Origin of the sequence: Streptomyces sp. NBC_01210 (assembly GCF_036010325.1) — a bacterium.
Classification (GTDB): Bacteria; Actinomycetota; Actinomycetes; order Streptomycetales; family Streptomycetaceae; genus Streptomyces.
The window spans coordinates 5356226-5381688 of record NZ_CP108549.1 but is presented as its reverse complement, the minus strand read 5'-3'; the positions used below and the strand labels follow the sequence as shown (position 1 = coordinate 5381688).

At 69.5% G+C, this 25463-nt stretch carries 24 protein-coding genes; 11 read left to right on the top strand and 13 right to left on the bottom strand.

The window, feature by feature from the left end; all coding sequences use genetic code 11:
- Nucleotides 1-79: 79 nt before the first annotated feature.
- From OG735_RS24495 to OG735_RS24485, 3 genes are read right to left on the bottom strand one after another with little or no spacing between them, the layout of a single operon-like run.
- Nucleotides 80-694 (bottom strand): TetR/AcrR family transcriptional regulator, encoded by a 615-nt coding sequence (locus OG735_RS24495; protein ID WP_327325313.1) that lies wholly within the window; start codon nt 692-694, stop codon nt 80-82.
- Nucleotides 691-1518 (bottom strand): sugar phosphate isomerase/epimerase family protein, encoded by an 828-nt coding sequence (locus OG735_RS24490; protein WP_327325312.1) that lies wholly within the window; start codon nt 1516-1518, stop codon nt 691-693. The genes OG735_RS24495 and OG735_RS24490 overlap by 4 nt, the downstream gene beginning before the upstream one ends.
- A gap of 23 nt (nt 1519-1541) precedes the next feature.
- Nucleotides 1542-2516, bottom strand: coding sequence for a Ppx/GppA phosphatase family protein (locus tag OG735_RS24485; protein ID WP_327325311.1), 975 nt, complete (start codon nt 2514-2516; stop codon nt 1542-1544).
- Nucleotides 2517-2556: 40 nt separating this feature from the next.
- On the opposite strand from OG735_RS24485, the gene OG735_RS24480 reads away from it, so the two are divergent.
- A complete protein-coding gene (locus OG735_RS24480; RefSeq protein WP_327325310.1) occupies nt 2557-3366 on the top strand; it encodes a hypothetical protein in 810 nt (269 codons plus the stop codon).
- Between the two features lie 658 nt (nt 3367-4024).
- Here the strand turns inward: OG735_RS24480 and OG735_RS24475 are convergent.
- Complete coding sequence (locus tag OG735_RS24475; RefSeq protein ID WP_442812480.1) at nt 4025-5689, bottom strand: BACON domain-containing protein; 1665 nt, start codon at nt 5687-5689, stop codon at nt 4025-4027.
- A 204-nt stretch (nt 5690-5893) separates the two neighbouring features.
- Here OG735_RS24475 and radA point away from each other — a divergent pair, with 204 nt between their 5' ends.
- Nucleotides 5894-7348, top strand: a complete 1455-nt coding sequence (gene radA, locus OG735_RS24470; RefSeq protein ID WP_327325308.1) for a DNA repair protein RadA — start codon at nt 5894-5896, stop codon at nt 7346-7348.
- Nucleotides 7349-7392: 44 nt separating this feature from the next.
- Nucleotides 7393-8517 carry a DNA integrity scanning diadenylate cyclase DisA gene (gene disA / locus OG735_RS24465; RefSeq protein ID WP_327325307.1) on the top strand — a complete coding sequence of 375 codons (1125 nt, stop codon included), beginning with the start codon at nt 7393-7395 and terminating at the stop codon, nt 8515-8517.
- A gap of 68 nt (nt 8518-8585) precedes the next feature.
- Here the strand turns inward: disA and OG735_RS24460 are convergent, their stop codons facing one another.
- Nucleotides 8586-9380, bottom strand: coding sequence for a hypothetical protein (locus OG735_RS24460; protein WP_327325306.1), 795 nt, complete (start codon nt 9378-9380; stop codon nt 8586-8588).
- 299 nt (nt 9381-9679) lie between these two features.
- On the opposite strand from OG735_RS24460, the gene OG735_RS24455 reads away from it, so the two are divergent.
- The 5 genes from OG735_RS24455 to cseC all read left to right on the top strand — a co-directional run bounded on the left by OG735_RS24455 (nt 9680) and on the right by cseC (nt 14067).
- Nucleotides 9680-10594, top strand: coding sequence for an A/G-specific adenine glycosylase (locus OG735_RS24455; RefSeq protein WP_327325305.1), 915 nt, complete (start codon nt 9680-9682; stop codon nt 10592-10594).
- 205 nt (nt 10595-10799) lie between these two features.
- Complete coding sequence (locus OG735_RS24450) at nt 10800-11366, top strand: SigE family RNA polymerase sigma factor (protein WP_327325304.1); 567 nt, start codon at nt 10800-10802, stop codon at nt 11364-11366.
- The gene (locus OG735_RS24445; RefSeq protein ID WP_327325302.1) at nt 11354-12025 is read left to right on the top strand and encodes a hypothetical protein; all 672 of its coding nucleotides are present in this window, start codon (nt 11354-11356) and stop codon (nt 12023-12025) included. Before OG735_RS24450 ends, OG735_RS24445 begins: the two co-directional genes overlap by 13 nt.
- 12 nt (nt 12026-12037) lie before the next feature.
- Entirely contained in the window at nt 12038-12742 is a 705-nt protein-coding gene (cseB, locus tag OG735_RS24440) for a two-component system response regulator CseB (protein WP_327325301.1), read from the top strand.
- On the top strand, nt 12739-14067 hold the full coding sequence (gene cseC / locus OG735_RS24435; RefSeq protein WP_327325300.1) for a two-component system sensor histidine kinase CseC: 1329 nt from the start codon (nt 12739-12741) through the stop codon (nt 14065-14067). The genes cseB and cseC overlap by 4 nt, the downstream gene beginning before the upstream one ends.
- Nucleotides 14068-14131: 64 nt before the next feature.
- Here cseC and OG735_RS24430 read toward each other — a convergent pair whose 3' ends face one another.
- The 3 genes from OG735_RS24430 to OG735_RS24420 form a co-directional block, all read right to left on the bottom strand.
- Nucleotides 14132-14578: a VOC family protein gene (locus OG735_RS24430; protein ID WP_327325299.1), complete on the bottom strand. Its 447-nt coding sequence runs from the start codon at nt 14576-14578 to the stop codon at nt 14132-14134.
- Nucleotides 14579-14647: 69 nt separating this feature from the next.
- Nucleotides 14648-15052 (bottom strand): helix-turn-helix transcriptional regulator, encoded by a 405-nt coding sequence (locus tag OG735_RS24425; RefSeq protein WP_327328438.1) that lies wholly within the window; start codon nt 15050-15052, stop codon nt 14648-14650.
- Between the two features lie 227 nt (nt 15053-15279).
- On the bottom strand, nt 15280-16857 hold the full coding sequence (locus tag OG735_RS24420) for an MDR family MFS transporter (protein WP_327325297.1): 1578 nt from the start codon (nt 16855-16857) through the stop codon (nt 15280-15282).
- Between the two features lie 105 nt (nt 16858-16962).
- Between OG735_RS24420 and OG735_RS24415 the strand changes: the two genes are divergently transcribed.
- Nucleotides 16963-17523 carry a TetR/AcrR family transcriptional regulator gene (locus OG735_RS24415; RefSeq protein ID WP_327325296.1) on the top strand — a complete coding sequence of 187 codons (561 nt, stop codon included), beginning with the start codon at nt 16963-16965 and terminating at the stop codon, nt 17521-17523.
- A gap of 60 nt (nt 17524-17583) precedes the next feature.
- Here the strand turns inward: OG735_RS24415 and OG735_RS24410 are convergent, their stop codons facing one another.
- Entirely contained in the window at nt 17584-18273 is a 690-nt protein-coding gene (locus tag OG735_RS24410; protein WP_327325295.1) for a M23 family metallopeptidase, read from the bottom strand.
- Between the two features lie 538 nt (nt 18274-18811).
- Here OG735_RS24410 and dacB point away from each other — a divergent pair.
- The gene (gene dacB, locus OG735_RS24405; protein WP_327325294.1) at nt 18812-20410 is read left to right on the top strand and encodes a D-alanyl-D-alanine carboxypeptidase/D-alanyl-D-alanine endopeptidase; all 1599 of its coding nucleotides are present in this window, start codon (nt 18812-18814) and stop codon (nt 20408-20410) included.
- Between the two features lie 91 nt (nt 20411-20501).
- Here the strand turns inward: dacB and OG735_RS24400 are convergent, their stop codons facing one another.
- A complete protein-coding gene (locus OG735_RS24400) occupies nt 20502-23027 on the bottom strand; it encodes an ATP-dependent Clp protease ATP-binding subunit (RefSeq protein ID WP_327325293.1) in 2526 nt (841 codons plus the stop codon).
- Between the two features lie 432 nt (nt 23028-23459).
- On the opposite strand from OG735_RS24400, the gene OG735_RS24395 reads away from it, so the two are divergent.
- Nucleotides 23460-24038 (top strand): SCO3374 family protein, encoded by a 579-nt coding sequence (locus tag OG735_RS24395; protein ID WP_327325292.1) that lies wholly within the window; start codon nt 23460-23462, stop codon nt 24036-24038.
- Here OG735_RS24395 and OG735_RS24390 read toward each other — a convergent pair.
- The 3 genes from OG735_RS24390 to OG735_RS24380 form a co-directional block, all read right to left on the bottom strand.
- Nucleotides 24017-24352, bottom strand: a complete 336-nt coding sequence (locus OG735_RS24390) for a histone-like nucleoid-structuring protein Lsr2 (protein ID WP_327325291.1) — start codon at nt 24350-24352, stop codon at nt 24017-24019. The genes OG735_RS24395 and OG735_RS24390 overlap by 22 nt on opposite strands.
- 143 nt (nt 24353-24495) lie before the next feature.
- Nucleotides 24496-25017, bottom strand: coding sequence for an amino-acid N-acetyltransferase (locus OG735_RS24385; protein WP_327325290.1), 522 nt, complete (start codon nt 25015-25017; stop codon nt 24496-24498).
- Nucleotides 25018-25026: 9 nt separating this feature from the next.
- The gene (locus OG735_RS24380) at nt 25027-25422 is read right to left on the bottom strand and encodes a BlaI/MecI/CopY family transcriptional regulator (RefSeq protein ID WP_327325289.1); all 396 of its coding nucleotides are present in this window, start codon (nt 25420-25422) and stop codon (nt 25027-25029) included.
- Between the last annotated feature and the right edge of the window lie 41 nt (nt 25423-25463).

Here is a 25463-nt window from a genome sequence, read left to right as displayed (position 1 = left end):
CAATAGGGGTGGAACTCATTCGAGCGTACGCCGCCACTCCAAGATCTGGACAGCGCGTCCGTTATACGGGACGCCCGGCTCACGCTTCGGTCAGGTACCGCTGGAGCGTCGGGGCCACCATCGCCACGATCTCCTCCGGGTCCGCGGAGGCCAGCGGCTCCACCTTGATCACATACCGCAGGATCGCGATGCCGATCATGTGCGAGGCCGCCAGCTCCGCCCGGAACTTCGGATCCGGTACGTCCAGGTCCCCCGCCAGCCGTTCGAGCAGCCGCCGCAGCACAAAGCCGCGCAGCACCTTGGCCGCCGCCTCGTGGGTGAGCGCGGAACGGACGATCGCCAGCAGCGGGCCCCGGGTCGCCGGGTTCTCCCACACGCCGATGAAGTAGCGGGCGAGCCGCTCGCCGATGCCGTCGGTGCCCTGTCCCAGGATCGCCGGGATGACCAGCGCCGGCTCGAAGGAGACCTCGATGGCGGCCGCGAAGACCTCGTCCTTCGTACCGAAGTAGTGGTGGACGAGGGCCGGGTCGACGCCCGCCGCCTTGGCGATACCGCGGACGGTCGTCTTGTCGTAGCCGCGCTCGGCGAACTCCGTACGGGCCGCCTCGAGGATCCGCTCCCGGGCGCCGGGGCCCTCGTCCGACTCCGTACGGGCCGGGCGCCCGCGCCGCCGCGGAGCCGCAGCGCCCGTCATGATCGGCTGATCCCCGACGCGGCCGAGGCGAGATGCAGCCGGGTGAAGGCGAGCGCCTCCGCCAGATCGGCTTCACGTTCGGCGGCGGACATCGCGCGCCTGGTGTTGACCTCGATGACGACATGGCCGTCGAAGCCGGTACCGGCGAGGTGCTCGAGCAGCTCGGCACAGGGCTGGTTGCCGCGGCCCGGGACCAGGTGCTCGTCCTTCGCGGACCCCTTGCCGTCGGCGAGATGGACATGGCCGAGGCGGTCGCCCATCCGGTCGACCATGGCCATGGTTTCGGTGCGGGACGTCGCCGTGTGCGAAAGGTCGATCGTGAAGTGGCGGTAGTCCTCCTTCGTGACATCCCAGTCGGGGGCGTACGCGAGCATCTCGCGGTCCCGGTAGCGCCACGGGTACATGTTCTCGACGGCGAATCGGACGTCCGTCTCGTTCGCCATCCGCCAGATCCCGCTCACGAAGTCACGCGCGTACTGCCGCTGCCAGCGGAACGGCGGGTGCACGACGACCGTCGACGCGCCCAGCTTCTCGGCGGCCGCCTGCGCGCGCTGGAGCTTCACCCAGGGGTCAGTGGACCAGACCCGCTGGGTGATCAGCAGACAGGGCGCATGGACGGCGTGGATCGGTACCTGGTGGTAGTCGGAGAGCCGGCGCAGGGCCTCGATGTCCTGGCTGACGGGATCGGTCCAGACCATGACCTCGACACCGTCGTAGCCCAGGCGCGCGGCAATCTCGAAGGCCGTCGCCGTGGACTCCGGGTAGACGGAAGCCGTCGACAGGACAACTTTCGCATCCGGGATACGCACCACTGGTTCTGCCACGGGAGACAGGGTACGGGCCCGCGCTAGCGGCTCGGGAGCTGGTCCAGGCGGGGCGGGAGCTGGTCCAGGGGAGGCGGGAGGTGGTCCAGGCGACGCAGAATCACGCCCTCACGCAGCGCCCAGGGGCAGATCTCGAGCGTCTCGGCGCCGAACAGATCCATCGCAGCCTCCGCGACCACCGCTCCGGCCAGCAGCTGGCGGGCGCGGCCCTCGGAGACGCCGGGGAGTTCGGCACGCTCCTCGACCGTCATGGCGGCGAGTTTGGGGACCCACTCCTGAAGTGATTTACGACTCAGTTCCCGCTGCACGTAAAGCCCCTCGGTGGAGCGCGCTGCGCCCGCGATACGAGCCAGCTGCCTGAAGGTCTTGGACGTCGCCACGACATGGTCCGGCTTCCCGAACCGGCGGAACTCGCCGACCGTGCGGGCGATTTCGGTCCGCACATGGCGGCGCAGCGCCTTCACGTCCTGGGGGTCGGGCGGATCGCCGGGCAGCATTGCGGCGGTCAGCCGGCCCGCGCCGAGCGGCAGCGACACCGCGGCGTCCGGCTCCTCGTCGATCCCGTACGCGATCTCCAGCGAACCGCCGCCGATGTCCAGGACCTGCAGCCTGCCGGCGGACCAGCCGAACCAGCGGCGGGCGGCGAGGAAGGTGAGCCGGGCCTCCTCCTCGCCGGTCAGCACAGCCAGATCCACGCCGGTCTCGGCCTTGACCCGGGCCAGCACCTCGTCGGCGTTGCCGGCGTCCCGTACCGCCGAGGTCGCGAACGGAAGCACCTGCTCGCAGCCCTGGTCCTCGGCGGCCTGCACCGCGCGCCCGATCGTCTCGATCAGCCGGGCGACGCCCTTGGGTCCGATCGTCCCGTCCCTGTTGAGAAGTTCGGCAAGGCGTAGCTCCGCCTTGTGCGAATGGGCGGGCAGCGGTCGGGCACCGGGGTGCGCATCCACCACCAGCAGGTGCACTGTGTTCGAACCGACGTCGAGGACTCCGAGTCTCATGGACCGAACGCTACTGCCGTCGCACGCATACTCTGGTGCTGTGCCAAAGACGAAAAAGGCGAAACCGGGCAAAGCCAAGCCCCCGCAGAAGCTCAAGCACGACGAGAAGGGTCTGGATTTCGCGCGCGCGTGGGTCGAGTTTCCCGACCCCACCGACGACGAACAGGTCTTCCGCTGCGATCTGACCTGGCTGACCTCGCGCTGGAGCTGCATTTTCGGCAGCGGCTGCCAGGGCATCGAGGCAGGCCGCGCGGACGACGGCTGCTGCACGCTGGGCGCGCACTTCTCGGACGAGGACGACGAGAAACGGGTCGCCGAGCATGTTGCCCGCCTCACTCCGGAGCTGTGGCAGTTCCACGACGTGGGTACGGAGTCGGGCTGGGTCCAGACCGACGAGAACGACGGCGAACGCCAGACGCGCCGCTGGGAGGGCTCCTGCATCTTCCAGAACCGTCCGGGGTTCGCGGGCGGGGCGGGCTGCTCCCTGCACATCCTGGCGCTGAACGAGGGCAAGGAGCCGCTGGAGACGAAGCCGGACGTGTGCTGGCAGCTGCCGGTGCGGCGTACGTACGACTGGATCGAGCGCCCCGACGACACGAAGGTGCTGCAGGTCTCGATCGGTGAGTACGACCGGCGGGGGTGGGGCGCGGGCGGCCACGACCTGCACTGGTGGTGCACGTCGGCGACGTCGGCGCACGGGGCGGGGGAGCCGGTGTATGTGACATACCGCCCGGAGCTGACGGAACTGATGGGCAAGGAGGCGTACGACGTGCTGGCGGAGCTGTGCGAGGCGCGCTTGTCATCGCAGCTCCCACTGGTGGCGCCGCACCCGGCGGACCCGAAGAGGTAGCGAGGGGTTGCCTCCGGCGAGGTGCGAGGTGCCTCCGGCGGGGTGCGGGTGCTTGTGGCCCGGGCCCGGTGTCGTCCGGTCTTGTCGGGTGCGGGGGCCTCCGGCGGGTGCGGGTTGCCTCCGGCGGGTGCGGGTTGCCTCCGGCGGGTGCGGGCTCCGGTGCCCCTCCGGGCTCGACTCCTCGGGGTCGGCGGCGTACAGGCTCTTGGTGCGTGACCCCGGTTTTGCCGCCAATCCCCTGCGGGGACGACCCTGCACGGCCCCTCCCCACCCGGACGAGACAAGACCGCCCGCCGCGGGGGTACAGCAGTCCGCCGGAGGAAACCACCCACGGACAGCAACCGACAACGCCCCCGGCCCACCCCGACCACATGACCGGGCAACTGGTGGGGACGACCCTGCACGGCACCTCCCCACCCGAACGACACGAGGCCCGCCGCGGGGGTACAGCGGTCCGCCGGAGGAAACCACCCACCGGACAGCAACCACGAACGCCCCCGGCCCACCTCAACCACAAGACCGAGCAACTGACGCCCCCGGCCCACCTCGACCACACGACCGAGCAACTGACGCCCCCGGCCCACCCTGACCACATGACCGAGCAACTGAGCCGGGGTGGGGGAACGAACAGGCCCCGCGCCCGGCTCAGCGGCAGGGCTCAGCCCGAGGGCGGAGGCGCGGATGCGGAGTCCGACTCCGTGGGGGACGGGTCCGGCGAAGTGGGGGCCGGCGTCGGGTCCGAAGAGGTCGGGGTCGGGGTCGAAGGCGGCGGGGTCGGGTCCGACGGGGGCGGCGTCGGGTGAGACGGCGGCGATGTGTGAGACGGCGGCGACGGCGCGCCCCAGCCGTCGATCTCCACCACCGCTCCAGACGGGTCAACCCCCACCCGCGCGCTCCACGACCCCGCCGGCTCCCTCGCGTGGTCCACGGTGACGTAGATCGTGATCGACTCGCCCGGGCTCAGCGTGCCCGAGGAGTGGCTCATGTACAGCCACTGCGCGTCCGTCCAGGCAGACCACGTCACCGGTGTGCCGCCGGACGCCGTGAGCGTGATCCGTGTGGTGTCGCCGGACGGCTGCGCCTCGACCGTGAGGCGGCCCGGGCCCGCCGCGCCGGGGCGGGTGGGTGGCGCGGGCGTGCCCGCGCTGATGACCTCGACCGAGACGTCCGAGCGGCTGCCCGCCGTGAACCTCGTGTCCGCTTCCGCACGCGCGTTGCCCGCGTTCTCGTAGTGGTCGTACGGACCGCCGTCGAGCCCGCCCCGCCGGTCCGCCTCGCTTGCGGTGACCGACACCCCGTCGTGCCCCTCCCCCGTCAGCGGCGCGCCCCGGTACGCCGCCCAGAGGGCCAGCACCGGCGCCGCCACGACCGTCGCCACGACCGTGGTGGTCACCGCCCGCGCCCGCAGCCGGTCCCGCCGGGCCGCGTGGTCCTTCGGGTCCAGCGGGAAGCCGTCTGAGCCGAAGCGCGGCGCACCCGTACGGGCGCGCGGGACGTGCAGCATCGCGACGTACGCGGCGGCCCGCGGCGCCGCGACCAGCGGCAGCATGGCCGGGGTGACGGCCGACCCCGGCCACAGCCCGCCCGCGCCGGCGCGCTCGGCAACGCGGCGGCAGCGCGGGCAGTCGTCGACGTGCCGGACCAGTTCCTGGCGGAGTGCGGCGGAGAGCAGCACCCGGTGGTCGTCGGTGAGCCGGGCGACGGCCGGGCAGTTGCCGGTCTCGACCACGGCGAGCGCGGCACGGGTGCGCTCCACCTCACAGGCCGCGGCGGCCAGCAGCTCGCGCGCCGCCAGAGCGTCCAGGCCGAGAACCGCGGCGACCTGGCGCACGCCGAGGCCGTGCCGTACGGCCAGTTCGAGGGCCTCGCGCTGTTCCGGGGTCGTGCCGGCCGCCTCCGGCCAGGCCAGCAGCGCCAGTTCACTGCGGCGGCGCTCCACGGCCTCCTCGGAGACCCGCGGCCCGTCCTCCTCGGGGACGGCGGGCCGCGCGGGGCGTCCGGTGTGCGTCCCCTGCCGCGTGCGCCGCTGCTCGGTCAGCCGGCGCAGACAGGCCCACCGCGCGAGCGCGTACAGCCATGCCTTCCGCTCGGCCTCGCCGGCCGGGCAGCGCCCGTACTGCCGCTCGGCGATGGCGAGTACGTCGCCGAGGAGCCCCGTCGCCGCGTCGTGGTCGCAGAGCACGGAGAGGCAGTAGGTGAACAGGCCGTCGAGGTACGGCTCATAGCGCGCGGGCGGGCGCTGCGCCGACGAACGGCGCGCGCCCCGGTGCGCCCGATGTGCGCCGGTGGTGTGCGTGGGTGGTTCCAGCCTGCTGCTCGTCACGTCGTGACCGTAGGCGTGGGACCGGATCCCGTTCATACCTCTTGAACACTTTTAATCCTTACGGGTGAACAGTTCGCCCGAAGGGGGACAGGAATCGTTAATTCCATCCCTAGTGGACCACCGGCGTTCGCCGGATGGCGACGACCCGTCATGACCAGAGACCGCGGCGACCGCGTTGTCAGTGGTCCCCGCTACGGTTTCCGCATGGCTGCCCGTACGAAATCCGCGAAGGACCGGCCGTCCTACCGCTGCACCGACTGCGGCTGGACGACCGCCAAGTGGCTCGGCCGCTGCCCCGAGTGCCAGGCCTGGGGCACAGTCGAGGAGTACGGCGCGCCCGCTGTCCGTACGACCGCGGCCGGCCGCGTCTCCACCGCCGCCGTCCCCATCGGCCAGGTCGACGGCCGGCAGGCGACCGCCCGCTCCACCGGTGTGGACGAGCTCGACCGGGTCCTCGGCGGCGGTCTGGTGCCCGGCGCGGTCGTGCTGCTCGCGGGCGAGCCGGGCGTCGGCAAGTCCACACTGCTGCTCGACGTCGCCGCCAAGGCCGCGAGCGACGACCACCGGACGCTGTACGTCACGGGCGAGGAGTCCGCGAGCCAGGTCCGTCTCCGCGCCGACCGGATCAACGCCCTGCACGACCACCTCTACCTCGCCGCCGAGACCGATCTCTCCGCGGTCCTCGGCCACTTGGACGCGGTCAAGCCGTCCCTGCTGGTCCTCGACTCCGTACAGACCGTCGCATCGCCGGAGATCGACGGTGCGCCCGGCGGCATGGCGCAGGTCCGCGAGGTCGCCGGCGCCCTGATCCGCGCCTCCAAGGAGCGCGGGATGTCCACACTGCTGGTCGGCCATGTCACCAAGGACGGTGCGATCGCCGGACCGCGGCTGCTCGAGCATCTGGTGGACGTCGTGCTGTCCTTCGAGGGCGACCGGCACGCCCGCCTTCGTCTCGTACGGGGTGTCAAGAACCGCTACGGCGCGACGGACGAGGTCGGCTGCTTCGAGCTGCACGACGAAGGCATCACCGGCCTCGCCGACCCGTCGGGCCTCTTCCTCACCCGCCGTGCCGAGGCGGTCCCCGGCACCTGTCTGACGGTCACCCTGGAAGGCCGCCGCCCGCTCGTCGCCGAGGTGCAGGCGCTGACCGTCGACTCTCAGATCCCTTCGCCCCGGCGCACCACCTCCGGCCTGGAGACCTCGCGGGTGTCGATGATGCTCGCGGTCCTCGAGCAGCGCGGCCGGATCACCGCGCTCGGCAAGCGCGACATCTACAGCGCGACCGTCGGCGGCGTGAAGCTCTCCGAACCCGCCGCGGACCTGGCGATCGCGCTCGCGCTGGCCTCGGCCGCCAGTGACACTCCACTGCCCAAGAACCTCGTCGCGATCGGCGAAGTGGGCCTTGCGGGCGAGGTCAGACGGGTCACGGGCGTCCAGCGCCGGCTCGCCGAGGCCCACCGGCTCGGCTTCACGCACGCGCTTGTACCGTCCGATCCCGGCAAGGTCCCGACCGGTATGAAGGTCACGGAAGTAGCCGATATGGGGGATGCGCTGAGGGTGCTCCCGCGCGGGCGGCAGAAGGCCTCCGGCGGGGCTCCTGACGTCGCCCCGAGGAGAGAGCGGCCGGAGGCCCCACGGGAGGCCGACACGCGCCGGTAGACTTTGCCCTGGTCTCGCCCATCCGTACGAGCCGGAGGAGTGCAGTGGCAGCCAACGACCGGGCAGCAGCACCCGGAAAGTCCGGCGGAGGCTCCGGCAACGAAGCTCTGATCCGCGCCGCCCTGAGCGCGGTCGCGCCCGGCACCGCCCTGCGCGACGGCCTGGAGCGGATCCTCCGCGGCAACACCGGCGGACTGATCGTCCTCGGCATGGACAAAACGGTCGAGTCGATGTGTACCGGCGGATTTGTGCTGGACGTGGAGTTCACCGCAACGCGGCTGCGCGAGCTGTGCAAGCTCGACGGCGCGCTCATCCTCGACAAGGACATCGGCAAGATCCACCGGGCCGGCGTGCAGCTGGTTCCGGACGCGTCCATCCCCACCGAGGAGACCGGCACCCGCCACCGCACCGCGGACCGGGTATCGCGGCAGTGCGGCTTCCCGGTCGTCTCCGTATCGCAGTCGATGCGGCTGATCGCGCTGTACGTGGACGGGGAGCGCCGCGTGCTGGAGGAGTCGGCCGCGATCCTCTCCCGCGCCAACCAGGCCCTCGCGACCCTGGAGCGGTACAAGCTCCGACTCGACGAGGTGGCGGGCACGCTCTCCGCCCTCGAGATCGAGGACCTGGTGACGGTCCGGGACGTGGGGGCGGTGGCGCAGCGTCTGGAGATGGTGCGCCGGATCGCCACCGAGATCGCCGAGTACGTGGTGGAGTTGGGCACCGACGGCCGACTTCTCTCCCTGCAGCTCGACGAGTTGATCGCGGGCGTGGAGCCTGAGCGTGAGCTGGTCGTCCGTGACTATGTGCCGGAGCCGACCGCGAAGCGGTCCCGCACGGTCGACGAGGCGCTCACCGAGCTGAACGAGCTCACCCACGCCGAGCTGCTCGAACTGCCCATAGTCGCACGGGCGTTGGGATACAGCGGCGCACCCGAAACACTCGACTCCGCGGTATCGCCCCGGGGTTACCGGCTGCTGGCGAAGGTGCCGCGGCTGCCCGGCGCGATCATCGAGCGGCTCGTCGAGCACTTCGGCGGACTGCAGAAGCTTCTCGCGGCCAGCGTCGACGATCTGCAGACGGTCGACGGCGTGGGCGAGGCGCGGGCCCGCAGCGTGCGCGAGGGACTTTCACGACTCGCCGAGTCCTCGATCCTCGAGCGGTACGTCTAGCGGGCGGTACGTCTAGCGAGCGGTACGTCCGGCCCGTCCGGTGATTGAGGACGGGGACCGGCCCCTGCTCAGTCCTTCTCCAGGCGGAACGACGCCGGCAGCACCGTCACACCCGGGATCTCCGCCTCCAGCAGGTACGTACCGGGCGGGACTGCCCCCGCGGGCGGCGTGGCGCACTGCGGCGCGCTCCGCCTGCGGTCCCACTCCACGGTGTGCGTGATGCTCGCGCCCGCCGGGACCCTCAGCAGCAGACTTCCCGCCGTGCGCGGGCAGTCCTTGGAGGACCACACCTCGTCGTCCTTGTTGTCGGCGACTTTCAGCACCGCCGCCTTGGGCCCGAAGTCCGCCTTGCAGGTCGTCGCCGACGAGTTGGCGGCGACCAGCTGGAACGTGGGCTTCACCCCCGACTCGTACGAGACTTTGAGGCTGCGCAGCGTGAACTTCAGCGCGCCGGGAGCGCAGTCGGGGAGGCTCGAGCCTGCGGGGACCTGCTGACCGCCCGTGCCGCCGCTGGAGGCGCCGCCCGTTCCGGTGTCGCCGTCCTTGCCCGGGCCGGCGCTCGAGCCCGCGTCCGTACCGCCGGTCGCGCCACTGCCGGTGTCGCCACCGGTGTCGCCCGACTCGTCGCGCCCGCCCGGCTGTTCACTGATCGCGGGCCCGGACTGGGCGGGTCCGGGCGTGATGGAGGGCGCGGGAGTCGAGCCGTTGGCGCTGTCGTCGTGCTCGTTCCCCTTGCCGCCACCGGAACTGAGGGCCCAGGCGATCAGCAGCGCGAGGAGCGCGATCAAAGTCGCCGCTACTGCCCTCCGTCGCCAGTAGATGGAGGAGGGGAGCGGCCCGATCGGATTGCGCAGAGATCCCACGGCCCAAACTCTACGAGAGATCCGGGGCAACTCCCGCCCCACCCGCCGCCCGACTTGGCAAGTTCCACGGATCATCATCACGGGCGGAGCGGCCCGCACCCCCAACTTTCGTCAAGCTGTGCTCCGGTCGATCGCTACGGGTGACCGTCCGCGCGCGACAGGTGCGGTCCGTGACCATGGAACGCAGGTCCGTACGGGCTTCGCGGTCCGGTTCGCCGGACCGGCCGCGGCCGACAGGCAGCGGCCTCCCGGAGCGTATGCACCGTCCGATCGCCATGACGTGCCAGGATCGGAGTGCCATGACTGACACCACCACAGACCCCGCCATCGCCATGTCTGACGCGGCTTCCCTCCACGCCCCCGTCATCGCCTGGTTCGACAAGCACGCCCGCGATCTCCCCTGGCGCCGCCCCGAGGCCGGCGCCTGGGGCGTGATGGTCAGCGAGTTCATGCTCCAGCAGACCCCGGTCAGCCGGGTGCTCCCGGTGTACGAGCAATGGCTGGCCCGCTGGCCGCGTCCCGCCGATCTCGCGGCCGAGGCGCCCGGCGAGGCCGTCCGCGCCTGGGGCCGGCTCGGCTATCCGCGGCGCGCGCTGCGGCTGCACGGGGCCGCGCAGGCGATAACGGAGCGGCATGGCGGCGATGTACCCAGCGACCATGGGCAGTTGCTCTCGCTGCCCGGCATCGGTGAGTACACGGCGGCCGCGGTGGCCTCCTTCGCGTACGGGCAGCGGCATGCCGTCCTCGACACCAATGTCCGGCGGGTCTTCGCCCGCGCCGCGACCGGCATCCAGTACCCGCCGACCGCGACGACAGCGGCCGAGCGCAAGCTGGCCCGCGCACTGCTCCCGGAGGAGGAGGCGACCGCGGCCCGCTGGGCGGCGGCCTCCATGGAGCTGGGCGCGCTGGTGTGCACCGCGAAGAACGAGGACTGCGCGCGCTGCCCGATCGCCGGACGGTGCGCCTGGCGGCTGGCCGGGAAACCCGCGTACGAAGGTCCGGCGCGCCGCGGCCAGACATACGCGGGCACCGACCGTCAGGTGCGCGGCAAGCTCCTCGCCGTACTGCGTGAGGCGGTGGCGCCGGTCGAACAGGCGGCGCTGGACGCGGTCTGGCACGAGCCGGTGCAGCGGGCGCGGGCGCTGGACGGACTGGTCGCCGACGGCCTCGTCGAGCCCGTGGAGGACGGTGTCTACCGCCTCCCTCTCGGCTGAACCCACGCCGGGCCGCACTCGGTCCGCATCCGGCCCCGATGCCGTTTCCCACCCGAACCACACCTGAAACATTCGCTGTTACACAACCGATGGACGGCCGTGCGCCCGCCGACGGCTGCTCCGCACAGTGCCGTGACAAGTCCTCCGTAGCTTCTTGGGACGTAGGGCAAGGGCAATGCTTGTCACGGGGACGGAGGCGGTTGGAATGGCGCACGGCGAGGTGCTCGAATTCGAAGAGTACGTACGCACTCGGCAGGAGGCGCTGCTGCGCAGCGCCCGGCGTCTCGTCCCCGACCCGATCGACGCGCAGGACCTGCTGCAGACCGCGCTGGTCCGTACGTACGGCCGCTGGGACGGCATCGCGGACAAGTCGCTCGCCGATGCGTACCTGCGCCGCGTGATGATCAATACGCGTACGGAGTGGTGGCGCGCCCGCAAGCTCGAGGAGGTCCCGACCGAGCAGCTGCCCGACGCGAGTGTCGAGGACGGAAGTGAGCAGCGCGCGGACCGCGCTCTGCTGATGGACATTCTGAAGGTTCTGGCGCCCAAGCAGCGCAGCGTCGTGGTGCTGCGACACTGGGAGCAGATGAGCACGGAAGAGACTGCTGCCGCACTCGGCATGTCGGCCGGTACGGTGAAGAGCACGCTGCACCGGGCACTCGCCCGGCTCCGCCAGGAGCTGGAGAGCCGGGATCTGGATGCCCGTGCCCTTGAGCGTGCCGAAGGACGGCGTGAGCGTGACGAACGGGGGCAGGAGCGGTGCGCGGCCTGACAGGCAGAGGCGGCATCAGGACACGAGCGGCGAGCGGCGCGGCGGTGGCCGGGCTCGCCGCTGTCGGCCTGTTCACCGTCGCCTGCTCCACAGGGGGCGCCGGAGTGCAGGACGAGGGCGCGGCCCATGCCGATACGACGGACAAGGCCACCCCCTCCCAGGTCACGCCCTCCAGCAGCACCGCGCGGAAGTCCCAGAGCGTCAACGCGCTGAAGCTGATCCTGAGCGACCCGAAGGTCAGCGAGCGGGTCAAGGCCGATCTCAAACCGTGCGGCCGGGACTCGTACCCTCTGGACACCTCGTACGGGAACCTCACCGGCGGGACCTCGCCCGATGTCGTCGTCAATGTGCTGACGTGCGGCGACGCGGTCGGCATGGGCACGTACGTGTACCGCGAGAACGGCGACAAGTACGAGAATGTCTTTGCCGCCGAGGAACCGGCGGTGTACTCCGCGATCGACCGGGGCGACTTGGTGGTGACCAAGCAGGTGTACACCAAGGGTGACTCCGTGACCGGGCCGTCCGGCGAGGAAGTGACCACCTGGCGCTGGTCGGGCGGCAAGTTCACCCAGCAGTACTGGGTACGCAACGATTTCAGCAAAGCGGTCGGTGCGGGCGAGCCAGCCGCACCGGACGCAGCCCCAACGAGCGAGAACTGAGGCACCAGCAGGATGGCCGAGACCCATGTCCTGTTCGTCGAGGACGACGACGTCATCCGTGAGGCGACCCAGCTCGCGCTGGAGCGTGACGGCTTTGTGGTGACCGCGATGCCCGACGGGTTGCTCGGCCTGGAGGCGTTCCGCGCGAACCGGCCGGACATAGCGCTGCTCGATGTGATGGTGCCGGGTCTGGACGGGGTGAGCCTGTGCCGCCGTATCCGGGACGAGTCGACCGTGCCCGTGATCATGCTGTCGGCGCGTGCCGACTCGATCGATGTGGTGCTCGGCCTGGAGGCCGGCGCCGACGACTACGTGACGAAGCCCTTCGACGGCGCTGTGCTGGTGGCCCGTATCCGCGCGGTTCTGCGCCGCTTCGGGCACGCGGGCGGACCGGCGGCCGGCGAGTCCGACCCGGCCGGGCAGCAGGAGCAGGGCGCGCTGTCCTTCGGTGACCTGGAGATCGACACGGAGGGCATGGAGGTGCGCAAGGCCGGTGAGCCGGTGGCCCTGACGCCGACCGAGATGCGGCTGCTGCTGGAGTTCTCCTCCACGCCGGGCACCGTGCTCTCGCGCGACAAACTGCTGGAGCGGGTCTGGGACTACGGCTGGGGCGGCGACACCCGGGTCGTGGACGTCCATGTCCAGCGGCTGCGCACCAAGATCGGGCAGGACCGGATCGAAACGGTCCGCGGCTTCGGCTACAAGCTCAAGGCATGAAGCGGCTCGTACTGCGCACCGGCGTCCGCTGGAAGATCAGCATCGCGATCGCGGCCGTCGGCGCGCTGATCGCCCTGGCGCTGAGCCTTGTCGTGCACAACGCCGCGCGGGTCTCGATGCTGTCCAACGCGCGCGATGTCCAGATGGACCGGGTACTCCTCGCGCAGCGCTGGTACGAGACGTCCAAGAACAAGGACCCGCGCTCGCGCTTCAACGCCAAGATCAACGACCCCTCGCTGCCCAGGGACCTGCAGAAGCTGATGCGCGAGAAGCGGCGCGGCAGCTATGTGGCAGAGAACCACGGCGGCACGCCCGACATCTGGGCGGCCGTGCCGCTGGCCAACGGCGACGTCCTCTCCCTGCACAGCCAGTTGGCCGGCCGCAGCGCCACCGTCATGAAGGACCTCGACCGGGCGCTGATCATCGGCTCGGTATCGGTGGTGTTCGGCGGCTGCGCGCTCGGCGTGCTGATCGGCGGACAGCTCTCACGCAGACTGCGCAAGGCCGCCGCGGCCGCCCGCAATGTCGCGCAGGGCAATACGGACGTACGGGTCAGGCACGCCATCAGTGGTGTCGTACGCGACGAGACCGACGACCTCGCCCGCGCCGTCGACGCGCTGACCGACGCGCTGAACGAGCGCATCGAGGCGGAGCGCCGGGTCACCGCGGATATCGCGCACGAGCTGCGCACTCCGGTGACGGGGCTGCTCACGGCGGCCGAGCTGCTGCCGCCGGGCCGTCCCAGTGAGCTCGTACGGGACCGGGCGCAGGCCATGCGCACGCTCGTCGAGGACGTACTGGAGGTGGCCAGGCTCGACAGCGCGTCGGAGCGGGCCGAGCTTCAGGAGATCGCGCTCGGAGAGTTCGTCAGCCGCCGGATCGCGCTGCTGAACCCCGATGTGATGGTCCGGGTTGTGCACGAGTCGTGGGTCAGCACCGATCCGCGGCGGCTCGAGCGGATCCTTTTCAATCTGCTGGCCAACGCCGCCAAGTACGGCGGCGCGCCGATCGAGGTGGCGGTCGAGGGCCGCGTGGTGCGGGTCCGGGATCACGGCCGCGGCTTCCCCGAGGAGCTGCTGCGCGAGGGCCCGAGCCGCTTCCGTACGGGCGCCAGCGACCGCGCGGGCACCGGCCACGGCCTGGGTCTGACGATCGCGGCGGGCCAGGCCCGCGTCCTCGGCGCCCGGCTGACCTTCCGCAACGCCGCACCGGAAGGCACCGAGACGCCGCTGGGCCAGTCCGGCGGTGCGATCGCGGTGCTCTGGCTGCCCGAGCACGCCCCGACCAACACGGGCAGCTTCCCGATGATGCAGCTACCGGACTAGACCGCTACTGGACCGGGCCACGCCCGGCGACCAGGCCACTACCGGGGACCAGGCCGCTGCCGGACTAGCAGGACCAGTCCTTGTCGAGGTCGAGCCCGCCCTCGCGCCGCTGGGTGAAGGAGTACCAGTTGCCCGAGTCGTCGCGCAGGATCGCCTCCGTGCCATACGGACGCTCCTGCGGCGGCTGGAGGAACTCCACGCCGCGCGCCTTGAGCTTCTCGTAGTCCCCGTGGACGTCGTCGGTGGCCAGCACCCCGGCGCCCATGACCCCCTTGCTGATGAGCGTCTTCATCGCCTCGGCCGCCTCCGGGTCCATCGCCGGCGCGCCCGGCACCATCAGCGTCAGCTGCACATCCGGCTGGTCCTTGGCGCCGACAGTCAGCCAGCGCATCCCGCCGTCCCCGAGGGTCATGTCGGTGCGGACCTCGAGACCGAGCTTCTCGGTGTAGAACTCCTTCGCCCGGTCCTGGTCCAGGACCCAGACGGTGGAAATGGCAAGACCCTTGATCATGAGGTGCTCCTCGGAGTGCGGTGTGCCCTGCGTGCCCTGCGTGCCCTGCCACCCTAGGCAGCGGCCCGGTCAGCGGGCTTCTTCAGAATTGCGCTGCTTGCCCCCGCTCTCCCCGCCGGACTGCTTCCCGGGAAAGCCGCCCGCCCACAGCAGGGCGTAGCACCCCGGTATGAGCGCGGCTCCTTGTCCCACATGCCTGGCGCGGTACGCGCTCGGAGTCAGCCCGGTCTGCTTCTTGAACCGGGTCGAGAAGGTACCGAGGCTGCTGAAGCCGACCAGCGTGCAGATCTCGGTGACGGACAGATTCGCCGAACGCAGCAGCTCCTCGGCCCGCTCTATCCGTCTGCGCGACAGGTACTGGCCGGGCGTCCGCCCGTACACCGCTTTGAAGGCACGTACGAAGTGGTAGCGCGAATAACCGGCATGGGCGGCCACCGCGTCCAGGTCGAGCGGCTCGGCCCAGTCGCGGTCCATGGCGTCCTTGGCGAGGCGCAGCTGCCGCAGACGGGCGAGGCGCGCCGGCGCCGCAGTGGTGCTCTCCACACACCCGATGCTGGCACGCACCACTGACAACGGCCCCCGGTGTGCACAGCGGGTGTGCACACCGGGGGCCGTCGGCCGGGGAAGCGGTACGAATCGCGAGGGTCGGACCGAGGGTCGAACCGCGAGGGGTCAGTGCGGTGCGGGTCGGACCGTGCGGGTCAGACGGACTCCGCCACCTTGTCCTTGGCGGCGCCGGAAACGTCCTCCACGGGCGCCGGTCCCGCGCCGCGCAGCGGCACCTCCTTGACGAAGAAGGCCGCGAGGAAGCCGATCACCGCGACCGCCGCCCCCAGCAGGAAGGCCGCGTGCGTGCCGGACGCCACCGCTGACTCGTACGCCTCACGCACCTGGTCCGGAAGCTTCGCCAGGCTCGCGGCGTCCAGCTGTGCGGAGCGCGCGGTGATCTGCGATCCGCCCCGGGCCGCCATCTCGTCCTGGACCCGGCCGGTGAAGAGCGCGCCCATGATGGCGACACCGAAGGAGCTGCCGAGCGTACGGAAGAGGGTGGCTCCGGAGGAGGCGACGCCCATGTCCTTCAGCTCGACGCTGTTCTGCGCGACCAGCATGGTGATCTGCATCAGGAAGCCCATGCCGGCGCCGAGCACCGCCATGTAGATCCCGGAGCTCAGCCGCGAGGTCTCGGTGTCCATGGTGGAGAGCAGGAACAGGCCCGACATCATCAGCCCGGCGCCGATGATCGGGAAGATCCGGTACTTGCCGGTGCTGGTGGTGACCCGGCCCGCGATCATCGAGACAACGAGCATCGAGAGCAGCATCGGCAGCAGGAGCAGACCGGAGTTGGTCGCCGAAGCACCCTGTACGGACTGCTGGAACAACGGCAGGAAGAGCACCGCGCCGAACATCACGAAGCCGGCCAGGAAGCCGATCACCGACATGAGAGTGAAGTTGCGGCTGCGGAAGATGTGCAGCGGAATGATCGGCTCGGCGACCTTGGTCTGGGAGAAGACAAAGCCGGTGAGCGCGGCCACGCCGATCGCGATCAGCTCCATGATCACGGCCGAGTCCCAGTCGTACTCCGTGCCGCCCCAGGTCGTGACCAGCACGATCGAGGTGATGCCCACGGTCAGCAGCCCGGCGCCCAGATAGTCGATCCGCGCGTCGGTCCGCTTCTTCGGCAGGTGGAGCACGGCAGTGACCATCGCGAGCGCGACTGCCCCCAGCGGCAGGTTGATGTAGAAGCTCCAGCGCCAGCCGAGGTGGTCGGTGATGGTTCCGCCGACCAGCGGTCCGCCGATCATGGCGATGGCCATCACGGCGGCCATCATGCCCTGGTACTTGCCGCGCTCCCGCGGCGGTACGAGATCTCCGATGATCGCCATCACGCCGACCATCAGGCCGCCCGCGCCCAGTCCCTGGACGGCGCGGAAGCCGATCAGCTGCCCCATGTCCTGGGCCATGCCGCTCAGTACCGAGCCGATCAGGAAGATCACTATGGAGGTGAGGAAGATGCCCTTCCGCCCGTACATGTCGCCGAGCTTCCCCCAGATCGGGGTGGAGGCGGCGGTGGCCAGGGTGTACGCAGTCACCACCCAGGACAGATGCTCGAGCCCGCCGAGATCGCCGACAATGGTCGGCATCGCGGTTCCGACGATCATGTTGTCGAGCATGGCCAGCAGCATCGCGATCATGAGCGCGAGGATCACGACCCGCACACTGCGCGGCTGCGGCTGTGACTCAGCGCCCTGCTGTTTCTCGACGTTCGCTCTACCGGCCATCGTTCCCACTCCCCGACACTTACTTGCCGCCCGGCTAGTTGACTACACTGGGGAAGGTAGCCCCGTAACTAGCCGGGCGTCAAGTAAGTTTTCTCAGGAGTGCCCATGGCCAGAGGCAACACCCGCCAGCGCATCCAGGACGTGGCCCTGGAGCTCTTCGCCGAGCAGGGCTACGAGAAGACGTCGCTGCGCGAGATCGCCGAGACCCTCGAGGTCACCAAGGCGGCCCTGTACTACCACTTCAAGACCAAGGAAGACATCCTGATCAGCCTCTTCCAGGACCTCACCAGGCCGATGGACGAGCTGATCGAGTGGGCCCAGACGCAGCCGCACACCCTGGAGACGAAGCAGGAGATCCTGCGTCGCTACAGCGAGGCCCTCGTCGGCGCGGCCCCGCTCTTCCGCTTCATGCAGGAGAACCAGGCGACGATGCGCGATCTGAGCATCGGCGAGACCTTCAAGGACCGCATGCTGGCGATGCTCGACCTCATCAAGGACCCGGAGGCGGCCCTGCCCGACCAGGTCCGCTGCATCAGCGCGCTCTTCACGATGCACGCCGGAATGTTCGTACTCAAGGACGTCGAAGGCGACCCGGAGGCCAAGCGCAAGGCCGTCCTCGAGGTCGCCATCGATCTGGTGAGCCAGGCTCACGGCGTCACAGGCTGACGCCGGGTACTACAGGTGCGGTGCGACGCGGTGCGGTCCGCTGCGATGCGGTGCGGTGCGTCAGACGGTGACGCCCGCGGCACGCAGGAAGGCCACCGGGTTGACCGCGGAGCCGTAATTCGGGGTCGTACGGATCTCGAAGTGCAGGTGCGGGCCGGACGAGTTGCCGGTGTTGCCGGACCGGGCGATGTCCTGGCCCGTCTTCACCGTCTGGCCGACGCCGACGTCGATCTTCGACAGGTGGGCGTACTGCGAGTACTGGCCGTTGGCGTGCTCGATCACTATGGCGTTGCCGTACGCGGAACCGTCGCCGCCGCCGTTCGGGCCGGCCTTTACGACGACACCGCCGTGGGCGGCCTTGACCTGGGTGCCGACCGGGACGGCGAAGTCCTGGCCGGAGTGCTTGTGCGACCACATGGCGCCGCCCTGGTTGAAGCTCGCGGACAGCGTGTAGCCGGTGACGGGCTTGACCCAGGCGACGGCCTTCTTGGCGGGCTTGGCCTTGCCGGCCTTCACCGCGGCGGCCTTCACGGCCTTCACCGCGGCGGCCTTCACGGCCTTCACCTGCGTGTTGCCCTGGGCGACCACAGCAGTGGCGGGATTCGCGACTGCCGTCTTGCCCGCATCGGCGGAGGCGACACCCGCACCGGCTCCGACGACCATCACGGCGCCGATTCCGGCGGCCACGACGGCGCCACGGGTACGGAGCACGGACGGGCGGAGACGGTGGTTGATGACGCGCTTCGACATACGGGGTGAACCTCCGGGCATGAACGGACCCGGCGCACTCGCACCGGGCTGGCCATCCCTTGGTAACCGATACGTCCACTTCCGCTCAAACCCCCCATCTACGACATTGCGTCGTAGCCATAGCGTCGCAAATCAGACTCTTGACACCTTCCGGGATGGATCGGGAGCCCCGCCGTAGAGCGGTTGAAATATCCCCAGAGGAAGAGGTTTAACCCCACATAGGGGCCCAGCGGGGCCGACACCAGGCCCGGATGAGCGCCGCTCCCCCACCTGCGACCCAAAGACCCCGCCGCACCCCGGGCCGAAGGCCCCCGACAGGGGTCGAGCAGTGCTCCTATTCCGGCTAGTAGAGCCGGATGGGCGTGTGTGCCTTGTCACGGGCCCGGAGCCGATCAGGGCCCGGGGATGTTGCCCACGACACACCAACACCCAGGTCACATATGCCCTATTCGCCCCGAAATCGGCATCTGTAAGCCGGACTCACACGGCCGATCTGCGTCCTTCCCGCCCGCACAGCCCTCCGGGATGCTCCTGTGCCATGAGTAGACCCGTGATTCGCACTGACCGGCGCCTGAAGCGCCACGGCTGGATCTGGCCCGCAGTGATCGGGCTCGTCTGCACACTCACCTGGAGCGCGCCCGCCGGGGCGGGCCCATCCGACACCGGACTCAAGGGCGCCATCGACAGGATCCTCATGGACGCCCGTATGGACGGCGGAGCCGCGAGCGTGGTGATCGCCGACGCCGCCACCGGGGAGCGGCTCTACCAACGGGACGGCACCGACCGTCTGATGCCCGCCTCCAACACCAAACTCGCCACCTCCACCGCCGCCATGGCGCTGCTCGGCCCCGACCACCGCTTCCGTACCGACGTCCTGTCCACCGGCAGCCGCCACGGTTCCGTCCTCCGCGGCGACCTCTATCTGCGCGGCGGCGGCGACCCCACCACCCTCGCCAAGGACTACGACCAGCTCGCCGCCGATCTCGCCGCTTCGGGCATCACACGCGTCACCGGCCGCCTCGTCGCCGACGACACCCGCTTCGACACCCAGCGCCTGGGCCGTTCCTGGGCCGCCGACGACGAATCCTCGTACTACTCCGCGCAGATCTCGCCGCTCACCGTCGCGCCCGACACCGACTACGACTCCGGCACGGTCGTCGTCGAGGCCACTCCCGGGGCCAAGGCCGGTGACAAGCCGCGTGTGAAACTCACCCCGCCCACCGACTACATACGCCTCGACATCCGCGGAACCACCGTCCCCTCCGGGCAGAGCGACACCCTCACCGTCGAGCGGGAGCACGGCACCAACACCATCACCGTCAGCGGGAACATCCCCGTCGGCGCGAGCGCCACCAAGGAGTGGGTGACCGTCTGGGAGCCGACCGGCTATGCCGCCGCCGTCTTCTCCGACGCGCTCGGCCGGCACGGCGTACGCGTCACCGGCAGCCCCCGCCTGGGCCGCCCCACCCCGCCCGGCGCCAAGCCTCTCGCCTCGCACAACTCCATGCCGCTCAAAGAGCTGATGCTCCCGTTCATGAAGCTCTCCAACAACATGCACGCCGAGACGCTGACCAAGACGATCGGCTACGAGACATCGGGCCGCGGCACCTGGGACGCCGGACTGGCGGCCATCAGCGACTACTTGCAGAAGCAGGGCGTGAAGACCTCCACCGTCCGCCAGCTCGACGGCTCGGGCCTGACCCGGATGAACCTCTTCCCGGCCGAGCAACTCGCCACGCTGCTGCTGTCCGTACGGGACGCCTCCTGGTACGCCGACTGGTACGCGTCCCTGCCGGTGGCCTGCAACCCGGACCGCGCCATGGGCGGCACCCTCCGCTCCCGGATGTGCGCAACGCCGGCGGCCCTCAACGCCCGTGGCAAGACAGGGTCCTTGACGGGTGCGTCAGCTCTCTCCGGTTACGTCACGGATGCGGGCGGGCGTGAGCTGGTCTACAGCATCGTCCTCAACAACTACCTGGCCTCTTCGGTGAAGAGCATCGAGGACGCGATCGTCGTCACGCTCGCCTCGTCCGACACGGCACACGGCACCGTCACCGCCGTACCGCCGAAGGCCGCGCGCGGCACCGAGCCGGCGGCCGACCTCGAATGCTCCTGGCAGAAGCCGAAGTACTGCTGAACGGCAGCCGGACGACCGGAAAATGGGGCTGCCCCGGACCGTACGAGTCGTACGGTCCGGGGCAGCCCCTCTGATCAGCTGCTCAGAACGCTTACGCGTCCTTCGACAGATTCGGACCGGCTCCGCCGGCCGCCTGCTCGATCGGCGGAACGTCCGGCAGTGCCGACTTCTCCTCGCCGCGGAAGGTGAACTTCTTCTCCTCACCCTCGCCCTCGGTGTCCACGACCACGATGTGACCGGGGCGCAGCTCGCCGAAGAGGATCTTCTCCGACAGGATGTCCTCGATCTCGCGCTGGATCGTCCGGCGCAGCGGCCGGGCGCCCAGGACCGGGTCGTAGCCCTTCTTCGCGAGGAGCGACTTGGCCGTGGGGCTGAGCTCGAGGCCCATGTCACGGTCCTTCAGGCGCTCATCCACCTTGGCGATCATGAGGTCGACGATCTGGATGATGTCTTCCTCGGTGAGCTGATGGAAGACCACCGTGTCGTCGACACGGTTGAGGAACTCGGGCCGGAAGTGCTGCTTCAGCTCTTCGTTGACCTTGACCTTCATCCGCTCGTAGTTCGACTTGACGTCGCCCTGAGCCGCGAAGCCCAGATTGAAGCCCTTCGAGATGTCCCGGGTCCCGAGGTTGGTCGTCATGATGATGACCGTGTTCTTGAAGTCCACGACGCGGCCCTGGGAGTCGGTCAGTCGACCGTCCTCCAGGATCTGCAGCAGGGAATTGAAGATATCGGGGTGGGCCTTCTCGACCTCGTCGAAGAGGACGACGGAGAACGGCTTCCGGCGCACCTTCTCGGTGAGCTGGCCGCCCTCTTCGTAACCCACATATCCGGGCGGGGAACCGAAGAGACGGGAAACCGTGTGCTTCTCGCTGAACTCCGACATGTCGAGGGAGATCAGCGCGTCCTCGTCGCCGAAGAGGAATTCGGCGAGCGTCTTGGACAGCTCGGTCTTACCGACACCGGACGGGCCGGCGAAGATGAACGAGCCACCGGGGCGCTTCGGGTCCTTCAGACCGGCTCGCGTACGGCGGATCGCCTGCGAAAGGGCCTTGATGGCGTCCTTCTGCCCGATGACGCGCTTGTGGAGCTCGTCCTCCATGCGGAGGAGCCGCGAGGACTCTTCCTCGGTGAGCTTGAAGACAGGAATGCCGGTGGCAGTCGCGAGGACCTCGGCGATCAGCTCGCCGTCGACCTCGGCGACGACGTCCATGTCGCCGGCCTTCCACTCCTTCTCCCGCTTGGCCTTCGCCGACAGCAGCTGCTTCTCCTTGTCGCGGAGCGAAGCTGCCTTCTCGAAGTCCTGGGAGTCGATCGCGGACTCCTTGTCGCGGCGGACGCCCGCGATCTTCTCGTCGAACTCGCGGAGGTCCGGCGGCGCGGTCATCCGGCGGATGCGCATCCGGGATCCGGCCTCGTCGATCAGGTCGATCGCCTTGTCCGGCAGGAAGCGGTCCGAGATGTACCGGTCGGCCAGGGTGGCGGCCTGGACCAGCGCCTCGTCCGTGATGGAGACCCGGTGGTGCGCCTCGTAACGGTCGCGCAGACCCTTGAGGATCTCGATGGTGTGCGGCAGCGACGGCTCCGCGACCTGGATGGGCTGGAAGCGGCGCTCGAGGGCCGCGTCCTTCTCCAGGTGCTTGCGGTACTCGTCGAGCGTCGTCGCACCGATGGTCTGCAGCTCGCCACGGGCCAGCATCGGCTTGAGGATGCTGGCGGCGTCGATCGCGCCCTCGGCGGCACCCGCACCCACCAGGGTGTGGAGCTCGTCGATGAACAGGATGATGTCGCCGCGGGTGCGGATCTCCTTGAGCACCTTCTTCAGGCGCTCCTCGAAGTCACCGCGGTAGCGGGAGCCGGCGACCAGCGCACCGAGGTCGAGGGTGTAGAGGTGCTTGTCCTTGAGGGTCTCGGGCACCTCGCCCTTGACGATGGCTTGCGCCAGGCCTTCGACGACCGCCGTCTTGCCGACGCCGGGCTCGCCGATGAGGACCGGGTTGTTCTTCGTACGGCGGGACAGCACCTGCATGACCCGCTCGATCTCCTTCTCGCGCCCGATGACCGGGTCGAGCTTGGACTCACGAGCGGCCTGGGTGAGATTCCGGCCGAACTGGTCCAGGACGAGCGAGGTCGAGGGGGTGCCCTCGGCCGGGCCGCCTGCAGTGGCGGCTTCCTTGCCCTGGTAACCGGAGAGCAGCTGGATGACCTGCTGCCGCACCCGGTTGAGATCGGCGCCCAGCTTCACGAGGACCTGGGCGGCGACGCCCTCGCCCTCGCGGATCAGGCCGAGCAGGATGTGCTCGGTGCCGATGTAGTTGTGGCCGAGCTGGAGGGCCTCGCGGAGCGACAGCTCCAGGACCTTCTTGGCACGAGGGGTGAAGGGGATGTGCCCGGACGGAGCCTGCTGGCCCTGCCCGATGATTTCCTCCACCTGCTGGCGGACCGCCTCGAGCGAAATCCCGAGGCTCTCCAGGGCCTTAGCGGCGACACCCTCACCCTCGTGGATAAGGCCCAGGAGGATGTGCTCGGTGCCGATGTAGTTGTGGTTGAGCATCCGGGCTTCTTCCTGAGCCAGGACGACAACCCGCCGCGCGCGGTCGGTGAACCTCTCGAACATCGTTAATCGCTCCTCAGAGCGGTCAGGCAGTAAGGGGTCGGTCCCCTCCCTGTCCTTCCGCAGCTTAGTCCCGCAAGCGGGGACCGCTCATTCCAACTGCCGACACCCGTCTGTGGCCTCCTGACCGCTGAACGCCGACAACTGCTCCAACCCGATGGTGCGAGACGATGTTCCCGCAGGCCAGGCAGTTACCCTCGCCATCGCTACGCCGATGGCGAACGCAAGGCGGCCAAACAGGCGTGTCGCCCCTCCCCACTAGGAATGTCTTACCCGTAAGGACTGACAGTCCATGCAGCGCGCACCGGTTCCCTCAGCTACGGGCGAACAACCTTGCGCCCTCGAATGGGCTTGTACGCCCCCAACCCGGACACCGCGTGCAATCATCTGTCGACTCTGCGTAACTCTCGAGCCGCCTCAGGAGTTCCGGGGGGTATGGCCTTCACCGTCCCGCTCCCCCGTGCGTCCTTCGACGGCGGCACCGCGCAGTGGTACGAGAACGAACTCGGCTGGGCCGTGGCGGACTGCGATCCGGTGCAGCTGCTCACCGGCCTGCGCTTCGACGTACTGGAGCTGCCGGCGGACGCAGGCGCGGCTGTGCTGCGCCGAACGGGGCCTGCCGGGCCTGTTGCCCTCATGGGGCAACGAATGCGGCTTCTGGTGGCCGTAGGGAGCGCTGACGAGCTGCCTGGGCTGCTCGACTGGCTGGAGTGGGGCGGGATCGCTCTCGATCTGACCGCCATCGGCGCGGGCGGACGGATGACCGCCCCGCCGCCGCCCGGATGGTCCGGCTCGCGGGAGGCCGCCGTATGGCTGCGGCCCCCCGTGCCGGGACGCGAGGTGGAACCGACGTTGCCGGCGCTTGCCCCATTCGGGCGCAGCGCCGGTTCCGGTGGGGGAATCAGCCCCGATCTCGTACGACTCGTGGACACAGCGGCGACCGAGTGCCACCGGGCCCGTTTACTGCGTACGAATACGCCGCAAACAAATACTCAGCCGTTGGCCTTCTCGTAAGCCTCGCGCACCGTGGCCGGGACGCGGCCGCGGTCGTTGACCTCGAAGCCGTTCGCCTTGGCCCAGGCGCGGATTTCGGCGGTGTCCTTGTTGCCACCGGCCGCGGCGCGGCCCTTGCCCCGACCGGCCGCAGCACGGCCACCGGTACGCCGGCCGCTCTTTGCGTACGGATCGAGCAGACCACGGAGCTTGTCCGCATTGGCGGTGGTGAGGTCGATCTCGTAGGTCTTGCCGTCCAGAGCGAACGTCACGGTCTCGTCCGCCTCGCCACCGTCGAGGTCATCGACAAGAAGGACCTGAACCTTCTGTGCCACCGGATTTCCTTTCATCGAAAATGCAGTACGCGGAAAGGAAACCGCTTTTCCCTGGAAAACACAAACCCTTGGCAGAGGTTCAGAACCTCAAGAACGCGGGAAACGTGCGCGATTCGGACATAGGGATCCGTCTCTTGTGGTGATCACAGGTGCAGAAGCATCCGGCTGTTGCCCAAGGTGTTCGGCTTCACTCGTTCGAGCCCGAGGAACTCGGCGACACCCTCGTCATAGGAACGCAGCAGCTCGCTGTAGACATCTCCGTCGACCGGCGTCTCACCGATCTCCACGAAGCCGTGCTTCCCGAAGAAGTCGACTTCGAAGGTGAGACAGAAAACCTTGCGCACTCCGAGCCGGCGGGCGGTCTGCAACAGCTTGTCGAGCACGTGATGGCCGATGCCGGTGCCCTTGAACGCGGGATCCACCGCAAGAGTGCGTACTTCGGCGAGGTCTTCCCAGATGACATGCAGTGCACCGCAGCCGACCACCTGGGCATCCTCGTCGCGTTCCGCGACCCAGAACTCCTGGATGGCTTCGTAAAGCGTCACCGTCGCTTTGTCGAGCAGGATGCCTTCACTCACGTACGGGTCGACGAGTCGGCGGACCGACGGCACATCGCTGGTCCTGGCCCGCCGGACGGTGATGGCATTTGCTGCGGCATAAGGCATGGCCCGACGCTATCGCTCCGGCGTGGTCCCACCGTCGGCGGCCTCGTCGCCCTGAACGATGCGGACGGCGGCTTGCAGAGCCTCACGCTGCTCGGGCGACATCATGCCGAAGAAGGCGACAAGTGCGGCCGCGGGGTTGTCGCTCTTGGACCACGCTTCGTTCATGAGTGCGGCCGAGTAGGCGGCGCGGGTGGAGACCGCCGTATATCGATAGGCGCGGCCTTCGACTTCCCTGCGCACCCAGCCCTTCTGATGGAGATTGTCCATTACCGTCATGACGGTGGTGTAGGCGATGGACCGTTCCTGCTGAAGGTCTTCGAGGACTTCCCGGACCGTGACCGGTCGGTTCCATTGCCAGACGCGTGTCATGACGGCGTCTTCCAGCTCTCCCAATTGGCGGGGCACAGCGCCACCATAGTCGGAGATGTCGGAATGGCTGGTTATTG